Raw genomic sequence first — 16181 nt, 5'->3', positions numbered from 1 at the left:
AGGGCCCGGCATGAGTTCCGTGGCATGCGCACCGTGGAGCACTGCTTCACAGTCCCCCTGGACCATTTCGCTTCAGTGGACGGCTCCGCGGAAACCATCACCGTTTTTGCCCGGGAGTATGTCTCAGCTGCACACAGCGAGGAGGCCGCCTCACAGTTGCCGTGGCTCCTCTTCCTGCAGGGCGGCCCCGGCGGCCGCGGCAACAGATGGGGTTCCCTGGGCGGATGGGGCAAGGCGGCAGCACAGGACTTCCGCATCCTGATGCTTGACCAGCGCGGCACCGGGCTTTCCACGCCCCTCGACCGGACCACCCTGCCCGTCCGCGGAACCGCAGCGGAGCAGGCCGCCTACCTGCAGCACTTCCGGGCCGACTCGATCGTGGCGGACGCGGAACTGATCCGCCAGGCGCTGGAATCACCGCCCTGGACCATCTACGGCCAGAGCTACGGGGGCTTCTGCGCGCTCACCTACCTGTCCTTTGCGCCGGAGGGCCTGCGGGAAGTGCTGATCACGGGCGGGCTCGCCCCACTCACCGGCAGCGCGGATGACGTGTACCGCGCAACCTACCAGCGGGTGGCTGCCCGCAACGATGAGTACTTCCGCTGGTATCCCGAGGACAGGGAGGCTGTGGAGCGGATCGCCCGCCACCTCCGCTCCACGCCCGAATTCCTGCCCGACGGCGGGCCCCTCACCGTGGAACGGTTCCAGATGGCCGGCGCGTTCCTGGGCGGCAACACGCGCGTGGACAGCCTCCACTACCTGCTCGAGGACGCCTTTGTGGAAACGCCCGCAGGACCCCGGCTCTCCGACGCGTTCCTCGAGCAGCTCCACAGCGTGGTTTCCCGCCGCTCCAATCCGCTGTACGCGCTGATGCACGAATCCATCTACGGCCAGGGCGGGGCAACCAATTGGTCCGCCTGGCGGATGCTCGGCGAGAACCCGTGGTTCCGGCCGGACGCCGATCCCCTGCTGCTGACCGGCGAGATGGTGTACCCGTGGTTCTTCGAGCAGGACCCCGCCCTCCGGCCGCTGCGGGACGTGGCGGAACTGCTGGCCGCCAAGCAGGACTGGGCGCCGCTGTACAGCCCTGAGGCATTGACGGCGAACACTGTTCCCGTGGCAGCAGCGGTTTACTCAGACGACATCTACGTGGACCGGGACCTTTCCCTGCGGACTGCAGCGGCCGTGCGCGGGCTGCAGGTCTGGGAGACGGCCGACTTCCATCACGACGGAATCGCCGACGACGGTGAACGGATCTTTGCGCGCCTGCTGGGCATGGTGCGGTCAGGCGGCCGCTGACTGCCGGCGTGACAGGCGGGTGACGACCGCCGCGGCCAGGACCGCCGCCCCGATGGCTCCGCCCAACAGGTTCAGGCCAAGGTAGCCGGCGAAGCCCAGGACCAGCCCGGACAGGGCACCGCCAACCGCACCCGCGGCGCCCATCAGCATGTCGGAGACACCCTGGACCGCCACCCGGGCGTCCTGCCCCACGCTTTCGGCCAGCAGGGTGGAGCCTGAGATCGTTGCCGCGGACCAGCCCACGCCCAGCAGCACCAGCCCCACGGCAACTGCCGCAGTGGAGGACTGGCCGAACCCGGCAACAACCACGGCCGCGATCAGCACGGTGAAACCGATCATGATGGTCTCCACCCTGCCGGCCCTGTCGGTCAGCCAGCCCATGAGCGGGGAGAGCGCAAACATCCCGGCGATGTGCAGTGAAATGGTGAAGCCGATGATGACCAGCACGTCCCCTTCGGCAACGTGCCCTGCATGTGGTCCCGGTCCTTCCACCAGGTGCTGGAGGTGCAGCGGCGTCATGGACATCACGCCGACCATCACCGCATGCGCGGCCACGACGCCGGTCACCGCCAGCAGGGCTGTCCGCGAGCTCCGGATGGCGCGCAGGCCGCGGCTGAGCGAGCCCCGGGCAGCCGCCGCTGCGGGCACGGCGGCAGGGGCAGGGACGGCAGTGGCAGGGGCGGCAGGAACCCCGGCCGGCGCTCCTCCTGCGGGTGCTTGCCCTGCAAGCGGGACAACACCGGCAGCGTTGGTCCCGGCACGTTGGCGGGCCAGCAGCAGCGGGTCCGGGCGAAGGCCGGTGAACAGGATCACCGTTGCAATAAGGAGCCCGGCGCCGGAAATCACGAACGGGCCCGCGACCGGCGGCAGCCCCAGCGCTGCTCCCACGGCTGCACCTGGCTGGATCAGGTTGGGCCCGGCCACCGCGCCCACGGTCACCGCCCAGACCACGGTGGACAAGGCCCGCCCGCGGTGCTCGGCCGCGGCGAGGTCGACGGCGGCAAACCTTGCCTGAAGGCTGGCCGCCGTGCCCACGCCGATGCCCGCGGACCCCAGGAGCAACAGGACGAAGAGGCCGAACACAACAGCCAGCACCATCAGCACGGCGCCTGCCAAAGCCGCCGAGAGACCGGCCACCTGGCCGGCCCGGCGTCCACGCCGCTCGGCAAGCGACGCCAGGGGCAGCGCCGCCGCGGAGGCCCCAAGGGTCATGACCGTCGCCACGGCACCGGCCCACGCGCTGGAACCGGAAAGCTCCACGGCCAGGATCGAGCCGATGGACACCGTTGATCCAGTCCCAAGTCCACTGAAGACCTGGGCCACGCTCAAAAGCACGACAGTGCGCCGCTGCACGTGGCGCACGTCCTGCTCCAACACAAGGGTGCGGGCCATGTTCAGAGCATAGTCCCGCGGCGGCGGGCGCCACAGGGGGTTTGGTCCGCTGCCTCCTAAAGGGGTTTAAAAGGCGGGATCCCGGCCGCGCAGGCGGCCGGGATCTTCCGGATTGAATGAGCGGGGCGGGCGCCTACTCGGCGTCGCTGTGGCTCTTGCGCGCGTCTTCCTCGAGCCGGGGATCGATCTTGGCAGCCTGGGCCTTGGAGCTGAGCAGGCTGGCGACCACGGCGATGATGATGGTGCCCACGATCACGGCCAGGGAGACAAAGGTGGGGATCTCCGGAGCCCATTCGATGTGCTGTCCGCCGTTGATGAAGGGCAATTCGTTGACGTGCATGGCGTGCAGGACAAGCTTGACGCCGATGAACGCAAGGATGAAGGACAGTGCGTGCTTCAGGTAAATCAGCCGGTTCATCAGGCCGCCGAGCAGGAAGTACAGCTGCCGCAGGCCCATCAGGGCGAACAGGTTGGCCGTGAAGACAATGAAGGGGCTCTGGGTCAGGCCGAAGATGGCGGGAATGGAGTCCACCGCGAACAGCAGGTCCGTAAGGCCGATGGTGATGAAGACGATCACCATGGGAGTGAAGACCTTCTTGCCGTTGACCGTGGTGCGCAGTTTGCCGCCGTCGAACTTTTCGGACATGGGGATGACCTTGCGGATCCTGGCGATCAGCGGGTTCTCCCGGTCCTCTTCCTCTTCGCCTTCATCCTGGGCCTGCTTCCAGGCCGTCCACAGCAGGAACGCACCGAAGATGTAGAACACCCAGCTGAACTGCTCGATGACGATGGCGCCGAGCATGATGAAGATGCCGCGCAGGATCAGGGCGATGATGATTCCCACCATCAGCACTTCCTGCTGGTATTTCCGGGGGACCGAGAACCTGGCCATGATGATGATGAACACGAACAGGTTGTCGATGCTGAGGCTGTATTCCGTGACCCAGCCAGCCACGAACTGGCTGCCGAACTCCGGACCCGTGAAAGCAAACATGGCACCGGCGAAGGCCAGGGCCAAGGTGACGTAGAAGGCCACCCACAGACCGGCTTCCTTCATGGACGGTTCGTGCGGGCGCCGGACCACCAGGAGGAGATCGATCAGGAGAATCAGGCCGAGGACGACAAACGAGCCAACCTCGAACCAAACGGGCAAATCAAGCACAGGGCAGCCTTTCGCAGGGTACACAAGAATGGTGTAAGTCTCTCCGGCCAGCCTGTGCACTTGGTGCTGATGTGGCGGCCCGCTACGCCCGGCGGGGCAACTGTGCCCTGCGTGTTGACGATCGTAGCGCTTGGGATACTCCCCTACGTGGCTTTAACTGTACCCCAGCCAGGTGGCGGCACGCGCCCGGAGGTCCGGCAGGCACCGTGGCGCAACAGCTTGGATAACGTTTTCCCCCAAACCGTTGACGACCCGCAATTCCGGTTGGAATAATTTCGCTGGAGCCAGAAAACGCTTTCTCACTCTGTCAGATGTCCGTCCCAAAAATCAAGGTTGGTCAATGAAGACTCCTCATCGCACTGGCGTGGCGGTCAAAGCCCTCGCCACCGCCGCCGCGCTGGCCATGCTGGCCAGCGGCTGCTCATCCTCCCCGTCGGCCTCGGGCGACAGTGGAGGAAACGTCACCGTCCGCTTCACGTGGTGGGGGAACGACCTGCGGAACAAACAGACACAACAGGTGATTGATGCATTCCAGGCGTCGCACCCCAACATCAAGATCCAGGCTGAGCCCGGAGTCTGGAGCAGTTACTGGGACAAACTGGCCACCACCACCGCGGCCAACGATTCGCCCGACGTCATCCAGATGGACCAGGCCTACATCGCCGAGTACGGCGGCCGCGGCGCACTGCTGGACCTGTCGAAGCAGGGGAACATCGACACGTCCAAAATTGACCAGGACGCGCTCAAATCCGGTCAGGTCAGCGGCAAACAGTACGGCCTGAGTACCGGCCAGAATGCCAAGGCCGTGATGATCAACACCAAGATGTTCCAGGACTACGGAGTTCCAATCCCGGACGACAAGACCTGGACCTGGGACGACTACACGAGGACCGCCGCCCAGATCGCAGCGGCCGCGGGCAAGGCCGGCCAGACCAATTACGGCAGTTCCTACTCCTTGACCGACTCCGACCTGAACACCTGGGCCATGCAGCACGGCGAGTCACTGTACTCGGAGGACGGAGGCCTGGGCTTCAAGGAAGACACCGCCACGTCCTTCTTCCAGAACGTGCTGAACCTGCGCAACCAAAGTGCGGCCCCTCCGGCCAACATTGCCACCGAGGATATCAGCGCCCCCGTGGAACAGACCCTGTTCGCCACCGGCAAGACGGCCATGTCCTGGTGGTGGACCAACCAGGTGAACGCGCTCCAGTCAGCGTTGAAGACGGACGTAAAGATCCTCCGCGCGCCCAGCTCCACCGGCAGCGCCAAGGAGAACGGCATGTCCTACAAGCCGTCCATGTTCTGGTCGGTTTCCTCGCGCAGCAAGCACCCGAAGGAAGCCGCCGAAGTGGTCAATTACATGCTCAATAACCTGGACGCGGCCAAGACCATCCTGACCGAGCGCGGTTTCCCCACCAACTCTGAGGTCCAGACCGCGATCGACCCGCTGCTTACACCCGCGGACAAGGCGGCCGCGGCGTTCCTGAAGGACATCAAGCCGGATCTGAAGAGTGGTCCGCCGGTGCCTCCCACCGGTTCCTCCGGGGTGCAGGCGCTGATCCAGCGGTACAGCACCGATGTGCTGTTTGACCGTAAATCCCCCGCTGATGCAGCCAAGGGCCTGATGCAGGAAGCAAAGGGAATGATCGACTCGGCCAGGAAGTAAAGGCCGCAGCATCGCTGGGAAAAGCATGACGGCGGGCACCCGGGTGGGTGCCCGTCGTTATGCGACGCCGAGCCTGCGTGGAGATGCCGGGCCTGCGTGGAAGCGCACCGTCCCTAGGCGTGGCCGGCGGCCTGCATCTGGCGCAGTTCTTTCTTCAGTTCGCTGACTTCGTCGCGGATCCGGGCTGCCACTTCGAACTGCAGTTCGGCCGCGGCGCCATGCATCTGTTCCGTCAGCTGCTCGATCAGGCCCACCAGGTCCTCGGCCGGTGCGGCGGCGAGGCCATCGGCACGTACCTGTGCGCCGCCCTTCGCACCGGACTTGGCGCGTTTGGCACCCTTGGCCAGGCGGTTGTTCTTCAGCAGTTCCTGGGTGTCGGCGTCTTCCTTGGCCAGCTGGTCAGTGATGTCCGCGATCTTCTTCCGCAGCGGCTGCGGGTCCACGCCGTGTTCCTTGTTGTATGCCACCTGGATGGCGCGCCGCCGGTTGGTCTCGTCGATGGCGTTGGCCATGGAGTCGGTGATGCGGTCCGCGTACATGTGCACCTGGCCGGATACGTTGCGGGCGGCACGTCCGATGGTCTGGATGAGGGACGTGGACGAGCGCAGGAAGCCTTCCTTGTCCGCGTCCAGGATGCTGACCAGGGACACTTCGGGAAGATCGAGGCCCTCGCGGAGAAGGTTGATGCCTACCAGGACGTCGAAGGAACCCATGCGCAGTTCGCGCAGGAGCTCCACCCGCCGCAGGGTGTCCACGTCGGAGTGCAGGTATTCAACCTTGACGCCGTGGCCCAGCAGGTAGTCCGTGAGGTCCTCGGCCATGCGTTTGGTCAGCGTGGTCACCAGGACCCGTTCGTCCTTCTCCACCCGGGTCTTGATTTCACCGAGCAAATCGTCGATCTGGCCCTTGGTGGGCTTCACCACCACCTCCGGGTCAACCAGGCCGGTGGGGCGGATGATCTGCTGGACGAACCCGTCCGCCTTGCCCAACTCGTACTTGCCGGGCGTGGCGGAAAGGTAGACGGTCTGTCCCACCCGTTCCAGGAACTCGTCCCACTTCAGGGGCCGGTTGTCCATGGCGGACGGCAGGCGGAAGCCAAAGTCCACCAGGTTCCGTTTGCGGGACATGTCGCCTTCGTACATGGCGCCGATCTGGGGAATGGTCACGTGGGACTCATCCACCACCAGCAGGAAGTCGTCCGGGAAGTAGTCCAGGAGGCAATGGGGCGCGGTGCCAGGCCCGCGGCCATCGATGTGGGATGAATAATTCTCGATGCCGTTGCAGAAACCCATCTGCTGCATCATCTCGAGGTCATAGGTGGTGCGCATGCGCAGCCGCTGGGCCTCCACCAGCTTGTTCTGGCTTTCCAGCACCTTCAACCGGTCGGCCAGTTCATCCTCGATCCGCTTGATGGCCCGTGCCATCCGTTCCGGCCCGGCGACGTAGTGCGAGGCCGGGAACACGTACATCTCTTGTTCGTCCCGGATGACTTCGCCGGTCAGTGGATGGAGAGTCTGGATGTTCTCGATTTCGTCCCCGAAGAATTCAATCCGGATGGCCAGTTCCTCATACATGGGAATGATTTCCACGGTGTCGCCGCGTACCCGGAAGGTCCCGCGGTGGAAGTCCATGTCGTTGCGGGCGTACTGCATGGCGACGAACTTGCGGAGGAGGTGGTCCCGGTTCATCTCCGCGCCTTTTCGCAGGGTCACCATGCCCGCGATGTATTCTTCGGGGGTTCCCAGGCCGTAGATGCAGGAAACGGTGGCCACGACGATCACGTCGCGGCGCGTCAGCAGCGCGTTCGTGGCAGAGTGGCGGAGCCGTTCGACTTCCTCGTTGATGGAGGAGTCCTTCTCGATGAAGGTGTCCGTCTGGGCCACATACGCTTCGGGCTGGTAGTAGTCGTAGTAGGAGACGAAGTATTCCACCGCGTTATTGGGCAGCAGCTCGCGGAACTCGTTGGCCAGCTGGGCGGCGAGGGTCTTGTTCTGGACCATCACCAGGGTGGGGCGCTGCACCTGTTCGATGAGCCAGGCGGTGGTGGCACTCTTGCCGGTACCCGTGGCACCGAGCAGGACAACGTCCTTCTCACCGTTGTTGATGCGCTCCGTCAGCTCGGCGATGGCGGCCGGCTGGTCGCCCGCGGGCTTGAATTCGCTGATGACTTCGAAGGGCGCTACAACACGGTTGATCTCCTGCGCAAGGCTCATGGATCTAATCTACAGCCGGGCACCGACAGTGAACGGTCCCGTCCGTTACAGGCGAACAGCCGTCCGTCCAAGTTCCTGCTTCAGGAGGCGTACGACGGCGGCACCCACCCGGTTGCCTCCGCCCAGGCGGACATCCGCGGCCACGCCACGTCCGTGAACCAGGGTTCCTTGGCTTCGGCATATCCGTTCGTGGTGCCCGAACCGGCAAAGCGTGCTGCCAGCCCGGCCTTGTGTGCCGCGTAAAGCTTGAGCGCCGAGGGATCGCTCCGCAGCCAGTCCCGGAACATCAGGGCGTAACGCCAACCGGCCGAGCCGGCCGCCCGGACATGCACGTTCACGGCACGGCACGGGTCTGCGTTGGCGTGGAACCGCTTCAGCCATTCGGACTGATCGGCAGCGCTGGGTTTCGGGGTGTCGGATTCGATCCCCCGCACCGCGGGGAAACCGGCAGCTGCCAGGAGCGGTGCGATCCTGGCCGCTGCCTCCAGGTCCGGCACCGCCACCTGCAGGTCAATGACATCCTTGGCGGCCAGGCCCGGAACGGAGGTGGAGCCGATGTGGTCCACGGCCAGGATGAGTCCGGGTGCGGTCGCCGCCAGCCGGGCCGCGATCCTCGTGGCCTGCTGCGCCCATTCCGGCCGGTACGGCTCCAGCACCGGTCCCCCGTCCCGCGGGGCGCGGGACCCTGCCGCCAGGTTGCGGGCAAAAGGCACCAGCCGCCCGTCCCAAAGCCTGTCCACCTGGTCAAGCAGCTGCTGCACTGTCCCTAAGTTGTCTAGGACGATGTCGGCAGCGGCCAGCCGTGCCTCGCGCGTGGCCTGTGCGGCCATCCGTGAACGCGCCGCTTCCGCGGTCATGCCGCGCAGCTCCTGCATGCGCTTCAGCCGCACGTCTTCGGGGGCGTCCACTACCAGCACCAGGTGGAAGGCACTCCCCTGCCCCGTCTCCACCAACAGGGGGATGTCCTGGACCACAATCGCGTCGTCCGGCGCCGCTGCCGTGATGGCCGCGGCGCGGGCGCGGACCAGGGGGTGGACGATGGCGTTCAGCGCAGCCAGCCGATCCTGGTTGCCGAACACCGCCGCGCCGAGCCGTGCCCGGTCGAGCCGCCCGTCGCCGTCGAGCATCTCGGCGCCAAACTCCTCCACAATCCGGTGCAATCCCTCGGTTCCGGGCTCCACCACTTCCCGCGCCAGGGCATCAGCGTCCACCAGCACGGCGCCCCGTTCCTGCAACCGCGCGGCCACTACGGATTTCCCTGATGCGATCCCGCCCGTCAGTCCAATTTTCAGCACGCCGCCAGCCTACTAGCCCGGGCAGCCGTGTTCAGTGAAGGTGGGACAGGGTCCGGGTGGGCCTAGACTGGGGCGGATGCAAGAGCAAGACAGCCGGGCCACCTCGTACACCACGCTCGCGGCCGGCCAGGACTTCCGGCACGAACTCGAAATCAAACGCTCCCGGTTCATCACCGTCCTGCGCAGGGCCGGGACCGAGGAGGAGGCCCGTGACCTGGTGGCGGTGCTCCGCCGCGGATTCCACGACGCCCGCCATCACTGCTCGGCGTTCGTCATCGGGCCGGACCGCAGCATCCAGCGCTCCAGCGATGACGGTGAGCCCGCCGGGACCGCCGGCATCCCTATGCTCGAAGCCCTGCTGAAGCGTGAAACAGCGCCCGGGGTGACCGACCTTAGCGACATCAGTGCCGTCGTCGTGCGCTATTTCGGCGGCGTCCTGCTCGGCGCCGGCGGCCTGGTCCGGGCCTATTCCGAGTCGGTCTCCGCAGCCCTGGAGCTGGCACCCCTGGTGCGCCGCAGCCGGCTCCGGATCTGTTCGGCCGCCGTACCGCACGCGGCTGCGGGCCGGCTGGAGAACGATCTGCGTGCCGCGGGCCAAGTCATGGCAGAAACCAGTTACCAGGACCGGCACACGGTGCTGCGCATTGCCGTGCCGGACCATGCTGCCGCGATTGCCGCCGCAAGCGACCGCATCCTGCAGCTCACTGCGGGGTCCGCTACGCTCACTCCCAATGAAACGGAATGGGTGGATGAACGCCTCACCTGATGTGAGCCTGGTGGACGTTGACGAAACTGTAGCGGACCAACTGCTCCAGCTGGCCAAACGCGATGCCTCCCCGGATGAGGTGGCGCCCCCGCTGGGCGGCCCCGGCTGGAACCTGGAGCGCACCGCCTGGTTCTACAGCTACCACCACGCTGCCGCCGGCGGGCTGGACGGACCCGCTGCGGAAAAGTCCTGGGCCGTCTTCAGCGGCGGGCGGGTTGCCGGCTCGGTGCGACTCAAGCGCGTCACCAGTGCGGGCACCCCGTCCGCCGAGACTGGTATCTGGCTGGGCCGGAGCTTCCGGGCGCGCGGGATCGGAGGTGCAGCCCTGCATCTGGTGCTGGAAGAGGCCCGCAGGGCTGGCCTGTCCCGGGTAACCGCCCGCACTTTGGCGGGCAACGCCGGCGCCCAGCGCCTTCTCGCCTCAGCCGGCGCCCAGCTTATCTTCGACGACGACGGGACTGTTCGCGCCGTCGTCGAACTTTAAGGACAGACCGGCTGCAGCACGAAGCCGGCGCACCACATTAAACGCAACAGACCCCCTGCCAATGGCAGGGGGTCTGTTGCGTTGGCCCGGAATCCGGACCGGCGGCAATTAGTTGCCGGTCAGCTTCTCGCGCAGGGCAGCAAGTGCCTCGTCCGAAGCCAGGGTGCCGGCACCGGTGTCGGTGGCAGCAGGCTCGGAGGAGTAGCTGGTGGTGCCGGAATCGTTGTCGCCGGACGTTGCAGCTGCAGCGTCGTCGGCAGCATGCTGGGCAACCTGCTTCTTGTGGGCTTCCCAGCGGGCCTGGGCGTCAGCGTACTGCTGCTCCCAGGCTGCGCGCTGGTTCTCGTAGCCTTCAAGCCACTCGTTGGACTCGGGATCGAAGCCCTCGGGGTACTTGTAGTTGCCCTCTTCGTCGTACTCTGCGGCCATGCCGTACAGAGCCGGATCGAATTCGGTGCTGTCGGCGTCGACGCCCTCGTTGGCCTGCTTGAGGGACAGCGAGATGCGGCGGCGCTCCAGGTCGATGTCGATGACCTTGACGAACAGTTCGTCGCCAACGGAGACAACCTGCTCGGCCAGCTCCACGTGGCGGACAGCCAGCTCGGAGATGTGGACCAGGCCTTCGATGCCGTCTTCGACGCGGACGAACGCACCGAACGGAACCAGCTTGGTGACCTTACCCGGAACAACCTGGCCCAGGGCGTGGGTGCGGGCGAAGGTCTGCCACGGATCTTCCTGCGTAGCCTTGAGCGACAGGGAGACGCGCTCGCGGTCCAGGTCCACCTCGAGAACCTCGACGGTGACTTCCTGGCCAACTTCGACAACCTCGGACGGGTGGTCGATGTGCTTCCAGGACAGCTCGGAAACGTGAACCAGGCCGTCTACGCCGCCCAGGTCCACGAATGCACCGAAGTTGACGATGGAGGAAACAACGCCGGGACGGACCTGGCCCTTTTCCAGCTTGTTGAGGAAGGTGGAGCGGACCTCGGACTGGGTCTGCTCGAGCCATGCACGGCGGGACAGGACCACGTTGTTGCGGTTCTTGTCCAGCTCGATGATCTTGGCTTCGATCTGCTGGCCGATGTACGGAGCCAGGTCGCGCACACGGCGCATCTCGACGAGGGATGCGGGCAGGAAGCCGCGCAGGCCGATGTCGAGGATAAGACCACCCTTGACAACCTCGATGACGGTACCGGTGACGACACCGTCTTCTTCCTTGACCTTCTCGATGTCGCCCCAGGCGCGCTCGTACTGCGCGCGCTTCTTGGAGAGGATCAGACGGCCTTCTTTGTCTTCCTTGGTGAGCACCAGGGCTTCGACCTGATCGCCAACGGAGACAACGTCTCCGGGGTCAACGTCGTGCTTGATGGAAAGCTCGCGGGAGGGGATGACACCTTCGGTCTTGTAACCGATGTCGAGCAGGACTTCGTCGCGGTCGACCTTGACGACGGTACCTTCGACGAGGTCTCCGTCGTTGAAGTACTTGATGGTGGCGTCGACAGCTGCGAGGAAGTCCTCAGCGGTACCGATGTCGTTAATCGCGACTACGGGGGTACCGGGCTTCTCGGTGGAGGTGATGGTCATGTAGTAGGGGCTCCGTTGTGGATAGTTAGTCGGTCAGGCAAACCGGCGCGCCCGCGTTATGGAACGCAGGCGCGATTCGCGGTGAATCCGACGGATCCTCCGGGTCATCCTGATTTTGTGGATTGCTTTCAATGCAGCCCCTAAGGGGCCGCAAGTGCATGCACGTGGTACACGCCCGTTTATTCTAGTCGCTGCCCGCAATTCGGGTCAAAGCGGGCGTGCAGGACACGGGAGGAGATCAGAAGTGGGTCAGGCAGTGTGTTGCCCGTTCCACCGCGAACATCTGCTGCGCCTTGAATGCTGCGCCGGGAGTTGCCTCGCAGACCTTGCCTGCCGCCTTGAGCGTCACGGGGCTGATTCCGCCGAGGTAGATCGAGGACAGCGCCGAGACATCCAGCGCCAGGTCGGCCTTCTCTCCCGCGGCCACAGGTTCGACGGCGGCCTGGCCGCCTTTGACCTCCAGGGCGAAAGTTCCTGCCGTGAGGCCCAGCGGGTCCTCCACGTCGAGGACCAGCCGGCCGTCAACCGGGTAGTGCCGCGCCGAGAGGGCCTGCGGGACGTCCAGGATCCGGAGCCAGAGCATGTCGCGGCTGTCGGAGGCGTCGATGCAGCGTGGATCCACCAGCGCCCACGCCAGCGGATCATCCACCGGCGCTTCATTCCACGAAATGCGTTCAACGAGGTCGATGGCAGCCAAATACTGCCAGAGCTCCAAGTAGGCGTGATCCGTGGCAGCCAGGAGGTCCACCACTTCCACCGTGGCGGGCGTGGTGTCCCAGCCGGCGAACTTGTAGGAGACGTACCCGTCCACCCTGCCGTCCGGCCCGTAGTGGAGCGCTGCCTTGATGGCAGGGTCTTCCTTCCCGTCACGGCCCAGCGACCCCGATGCCAACTGCCGGTACCATTCCTGGCGGCCGAGGGATCCGGGAGTGTGGCGGTGCACCCGGGCGAAGACTGTGGGGGCAACGTCGAGCAGGACTTTGGGATCGGCCACCTCTACGGTCCCCGTGGCCTGGTGGCGCAGGTTGAACCGGGCCGTTGTGTCCACCTTGACAGTGCGTTCCATGCTGGCGACGCCATAGCCGAACCGTCCGTAGATGCTTCCCTCGGATGCAGTGAGCGCGGCCACTGCAATGCCGTCATCCTTGGCTGCCTGCAGGTCCCCGGTCATCATGCGGCGCAGCAGGCCTCGCCGGCGGTGGGAGGTCCGAACGGTAACGGCGGTGACCATTTGGGCTTCAAGCATCCGGCCAAACCCGATGTTAAGGGTCTTTCGGAACGTTCCGAAGGTGGCCACAGGAACCTCGGCCGGGAGCGAGTGCTGCGCTGGCGTTCCCGTCTGGTAGGCGCCCGTGAAGATCCTGCCGTCTGCCTCGTAGGTGGCCATTGAACGCGCCACATGCTCGGGAGTGCGGGTCGAGTCGTGGAAGCCGAAGGCAACTGCTCGCGCCCATGCCTCCGCCTCTGCGTACCCGTCCCTGCCTTTGGACACAGCGGGAAAGCGCCGGATTTCATAGTTTCCGCTCAGATCACCCATTTACCCGAGCCTAGTCAATGCATCCGGCCGCTGACCAGCATAAACGTCCTCTCTTCCCAAGAGCGCGCCGCCGAGCCTAGTGGCCGGCGTCGTACCAGCTGGGCCCGACGCCGATCTGGACTTCCAGGGGCACGCTGAGGTTGGCAGCCGCCGCCATCTGGTCGGTGACGAGTTTCTCCACCGCGGCCCGCTCCCCGGCGGCAACTTCCAGGACCAGTTCGTCGTGAACTTGGAGCAGCATCCGGGATTTCAGGCCCTGGGCCTGCAGTTCGGCGTGGACACCCAGCATGGCGCGCTTGATGATGTCCGCCGCGGAGCCCTGGATGGGGCTGTTGAGGGCAATGCGCTCTGCGTTCTCGCGCAGCTGGCGGTCCGTGCTGGTGAGGTCCGGAAGGTAGCGGCGGCGTCCCTCGATGGTGGCGGTATAGCCGTCCACCCTGGCCTGGTCCACCACGCCCCGGAGGTAGTCGCGGACGGCGCCGAAGCGGTCGAAGTAGTCCTTCATGAGGGTCCGGGCCTCGTCAACGGAGATCTCCAGCTGCTTGGACAGGCCGAAGGAGGTCAAACCGTAGGCAAGGCCGTAGGACATGGCCTTCACCTTTGAGCGCATGGCGCTGGTGACCTGGTCCGTGGGGACGTGGAAAATGTTGGAGCCGACGAAGCGGTGCAGGTCCTCGCCGTCCTTGTACGCCTGGATCAGGCCGGCGTCCCCGGAAAGGTGCGCCATGATGCGCATCTCGATCTGGGAGTAGTCGGCGGACAACAGGCATTCGTAGCCGTCGCTGACCACGAAGATGCCGCGAACGCGGCGGCCTTCCTCGCTGCGGATGGGGATGTTCTGCAGGTTGGGGTTGTTGGAGGAGATCCGGCCGGTGGCTGCCACGTTCTGTGCATAGGTGGTGTGGATCCGGCCGTCTTCCGCCACGGACTTCTTCAACGACTCGATCATCTGCCGCAGCTTGGCGGCCTCCCGGTGGGCCATGAGCTGCACCAGGAACTCGTGCCCGGTCTTTTCCAGGAGGTTCTTCAGGGACGCAGCGTCCGTGGTGTAGCCGGACTTGATCTTCTTGGTCTTGGGGAGCTGGAGTTCCTCGAACAGGACGGTCTGCAGCTGCTTGGGCGAGCCCAGGTTGACTTCGTGGCCGATGGCCGCGAACGCCTGTTCCTGCGCCTGGTCGATGACCCGGGCAAGGTCGGCAAGTTGCTCGTCCATTTTGTCCATGTCGATGGCGATGCCGGCGAGCTCCATGTCCGCAAGGACGCGGCTGACCGGCAGCTCGAGGGTGGACAGCAGTTCCTCCGCCCGGCGTTCCTTGAGCTCGTCCTCGAAGTAGCGGCTCAGGGCCAGCACCACCGCGCCTGCCTGGACCAGGGAGTCGGCGGCAGCGTTGTCGTCGCCGTCGAACGACAGTTCCAGCTGCCCGGCTTTCGCCGTGGCGGCCGGGATTCCCACACTGAGATGGTGCTGGGCAAGTTCTGCCAGTTCGTAGGTGCGGCGGTCCGGCTGGATGAGGTAGCCGGAGATGGAGGTGTCATCCACTACGCCTTCCAGCTCAAGGCCGCGGGCCGTAAGTGCCTTGAGCGCAGCCTTGAAGCCGTGCATCACTTTGGGTGCCTCGGGGTCGCGCAGCCAGGCGGCCAGCGCATTCTCGGTCTCCGCGTCCTGGCCGGCGAGGTCGACGTAGACAGCGGCATCACCGCGCACGATGGCCAGAGCGGCCGCGTCTTCACCGATCCGGCCGGGCACGAGGTCCACGGCGAGGGCGGTCCGCTGACCCGCACCGGCTGCCAGGAAAGCGGCAAGTTCCGCGGCAGTGGCCGGCGTGGTGTAGTCCGGGGTTTCGATGCTTTCGCGTTCGGCAGCGGGAGCGTCAGTGTCGCCGTAGAGGGCAAACAACCGGCCGCGGATGGCCTTGAATTCCAGCTGGTCGAAGAGATCTTCAATCGCGGCCTGGTCGGGGCGCGGCTGGTAGAGGTCCTCCAGCGTGACGGGCAGGTCCAGATCCGTGTGGAGCTGGTTCAGCCGACGGTTGCGTTTCACAGCGTCGACATTCTCCCGCAGGGCGTCGCCCACCTTGCCGCCGATGGAGTCAAGGTGTTCCAGGACGCCTTCCAGCCCGCCGTACTGGTTGATCCATTTGGCCGCGGTCTTGGGCCCGACACCGGGCACGCCGGGGAGGTTGTCCGCGGTCTCCCCCACCAGGGCCGCAAGGTCGGAGTAGCGGGACGGGCTGACGAAGTACTTCGCTTCAATGGCGGCAGCGTCCATCCGGGGGATGTCGCTGACGCCCTTCCGGGGGTAGAGCACGAACACGTTGTCCGTGATGAGCTGGAAGGCGTCCCGGTCGCCGGAGACCAGCAGGACCTCGAATCCGGCCTTCTCACCCATCGCGGCAAGGGTGGCCAGGATGTCGTCGGCCTCGTAGCCGGGCATCTTGATGGTCTTGATGCCCCAGGCCTCCATGACCTGCGCGATGAGGTCGATCTGGCCGCTCATCTCGCGGGGCGTTTCGTTCCGGCCGCCCTTGTACTCGCTGTACTCGGTCTTCCGGTGGGTGGATTCGTCCGAGACATCGAACGCAACAGCGACGTGGGTGGGCTGCTGCTCCTTGATGAGGTTGATCAACATGGAGGTGAAGCCATGGATGGCGTTGGTGTGCTGGCCGTTGGAGGTGGAGAACTTGTCCGCGGGCAGGGCGAAGAAGGCGCGGAACGCCATGGAGTGGCCGTCGAGGACCAGCAGCCGCGGCTGGCCGGTGATGGGAATGACGGGTGCTTCCGTG

The 16181-nt window shown here is 65.6% G+C and carries 11 protein-coding genes; 4 read left to right on the top strand and 7 right to left on the bottom strand.

Annotated features, from left to right (window positions below; genetic code table 11):
• Positions 1-24 precede the first annotated feature (24 nt).
• Positions 25-1299: an alpha/beta fold hydrolase gene (locus ASG86_RS10690; protein ID WP_082566768.1), complete on the top strand. Its 1275-nt coding sequence runs from the start codon at positions 25-27 to the stop codon at positions 1297-1299.
• Here ASG86_RS10690 and ASG86_RS10685 read toward each other — a convergent pair.
• On the bottom strand, positions 1285-2691 hold the full coding sequence (locus ASG86_RS10685) for an MFS transporter (RefSeq protein WP_056333657.1): 1407 nt from the start codon (positions 2689-2691) through the stop codon (positions 1285-1287). The two genes, ASG86_RS10690 and ASG86_RS10685, sit on opposite strands and share 15 nt — an antisense overlap.
• A gap of 133 nt (positions 2692-2824) precedes the next feature.
• The gene (locus ASG86_RS10680; protein ID WP_056333654.1) at positions 2825-3853 is read right to left on the bottom strand and encodes a TerC family protein; all 1029 of its coding nucleotides are present in this window, start codon (positions 3851-3853) and stop codon (positions 2825-2827) included.
• 340 nt (positions 3854-4193) lie between these two features.
• Here ASG86_RS10680 and ASG86_RS10675 point away from each other — a divergent pair, with 340 nt between their 5' ends.
• Positions 4194-5519, top strand: a complete 1326-nt coding sequence (locus ASG86_RS10675; RefSeq protein ID WP_056333651.1) for an ABC transporter substrate-binding protein — start codon at positions 4194-4196, stop codon at positions 5517-5519.
• Between the two features lie 113 nt (positions 5520-5632).
• Here the strand turns inward: ASG86_RS10675 and uvrB are convergent, their stop codons facing one another.
• Entirely contained in the window at positions 5633-7732 is a 2100-nt protein-coding gene (uvrB, locus tag ASG86_RS10670) for an excinuclease ABC subunit UvrB (RefSeq protein ID WP_056333649.1), read from the bottom strand.
• An 80-nt stretch (positions 7733-7812) separates the two neighbouring features.
• Positions 7813-9027: a dephospho-CoA kinase gene (gene coaE, locus ASG86_RS10665; protein ID WP_056333646.1), complete on the bottom strand. Its 1215-nt coding sequence runs from the start codon at positions 9025-9027 to the stop codon at positions 7813-7815.
• A gap of 76 nt (positions 9028-9103) precedes the next feature.
• Here coaE and ASG86_RS10660 point away from each other — a divergent pair, with 76 nt between their 5' ends.
• Together ASG86_RS10660 and ASG86_RS10655 are read left to right on the top strand one after the other, a co-directional pair.
• Positions 9104-9793, top strand: a complete 690-nt coding sequence (locus ASG86_RS10660) for an IMPACT family protein (protein ID WP_056333643.1) — start codon at positions 9104-9106, stop codon at positions 9791-9793.
• On the top strand, positions 9777-10277 hold the full coding sequence (locus ASG86_RS10655; protein WP_056333640.1) for a GNAT family N-acetyltransferase: 501 nt from the start codon (positions 9777-9779) through the stop codon (positions 10275-10277). The genes ASG86_RS10660 and ASG86_RS10655 overlap by 17 nt, the downstream gene beginning before the upstream one ends.
• Positions 10278-10385: 108 nt before the next feature.
• Here the strand turns inward: ASG86_RS10655 and rpsA are convergent, their stop codons facing one another.
• From rpsA to polA, 3 genes are all read right to left on the bottom strand, one after another.
• Positions 10386-11861: a 30S ribosomal protein S1 gene (rpsA, locus tag ASG86_RS10650; RefSeq protein WP_056333637.1), complete on the bottom strand. Its 1476-nt coding sequence runs from the start codon at positions 11859-11861 to the stop codon at positions 10386-10388.
• A gap of 238 nt (positions 11862-12099) precedes the next feature.
• Positions 12100-13398 carry a GNAT family N-acetyltransferase gene (locus tag ASG86_RS10645; protein ID WP_056333634.1) on the bottom strand — a complete coding sequence of 433 codons (1299 nt, stop codon included), beginning with the start codon at positions 13396-13398 and terminating at the stop codon, positions 12100-12102.
• A gap of 76 nt (positions 13399-13474) precedes the next feature.
• Positions 13475-16117 (bottom strand): DNA polymerase I, encoded by a 2643-nt coding sequence (gene polA, locus ASG86_RS10640; RefSeq protein ID WP_056333631.1) that lies wholly within the window; start codon positions 16115-16117, stop codon positions 13475-13477.
• Positions 16118-16181: the final 64 nt, after the last annotated feature.

The organism is Arthrobacter sp. Soil764, assembly GCF_001428075.1.
Classification (GTDB): Bacteria; Actinomycetota; Actinomycetes; order Actinomycetales; family Micrococcaceae; genus Arthrobacter.
The sequence above is the reverse complement of the archived record's forward strand: the minus strand, read 5'-3'. Positions and strand labels throughout refer to the sequence as shown.

Excerpts from the sequence above, each read along its gene's own strand:
- uvrB (WP_056333649.1), bottom strand. The coding sequence starts at position 7,732 with ATGAGCCTTGCGCAGGAGATCAACCGTGTTGTAGCGCCCTTCGAAGTC.
- ASG86_RS10645 (WP_056333634.1), bottom strand. The coding sequence starts at position 13,398 with ATGGGTGATCTGAGCGGAAACTATGAAATCCGGCGCTTTCCCGCTGTG.
- ASG86_RS10660 (WP_056333643.1), top strand. The coding sequence starts at position 9,104 with ATGCAAGAGCAAGACAGCCGGGCCACCTCGTACACCACGCTCGCGGCC.
- ASG86_RS10685 (WP_056333657.1), bottom strand. The coding sequence starts at position 2,691 with ATGGCCCGCACCCTTGTGTTGGAGCAGGACGTGCGCCACGTGCAGCGG.
- rpsA (WP_056333637.1), bottom strand. The coding sequence starts at position 11,861 with ATGACCATCACCTCCACCGAGAAGCCCGGTACCCCCGTAGTCGCGATT.
- ASG86_RS10675 (WP_056333651.1), top strand. The coding sequence starts at position 4,194 with ATGAAGACTCCTCATCGCACTGGCGTGGCGGTCAAAGCCCTCGCCACC.
- ASG86_RS10690 (WP_082566768.1), top strand. The coding sequence starts at position 25 with ATGCGCACCGTGGAGCACTGCTTCACAGTCCCCCTGGACCATTTCGCT.
- ASG86_RS10655 (WP_056333640.1), top strand. The coding sequence starts at position 9,777 with ATGAACGCCTCACCTGATGTGAGCCTGGTGGACGTTGACGAAACTGTA.
- polA (WP_056333631.1), bottom strand. The coding sequence starts at position 16,117 with ATGGCGTTCCGCGCCTTCTTCGCCCTGCCCGCGGACAAGTTCTCCACC.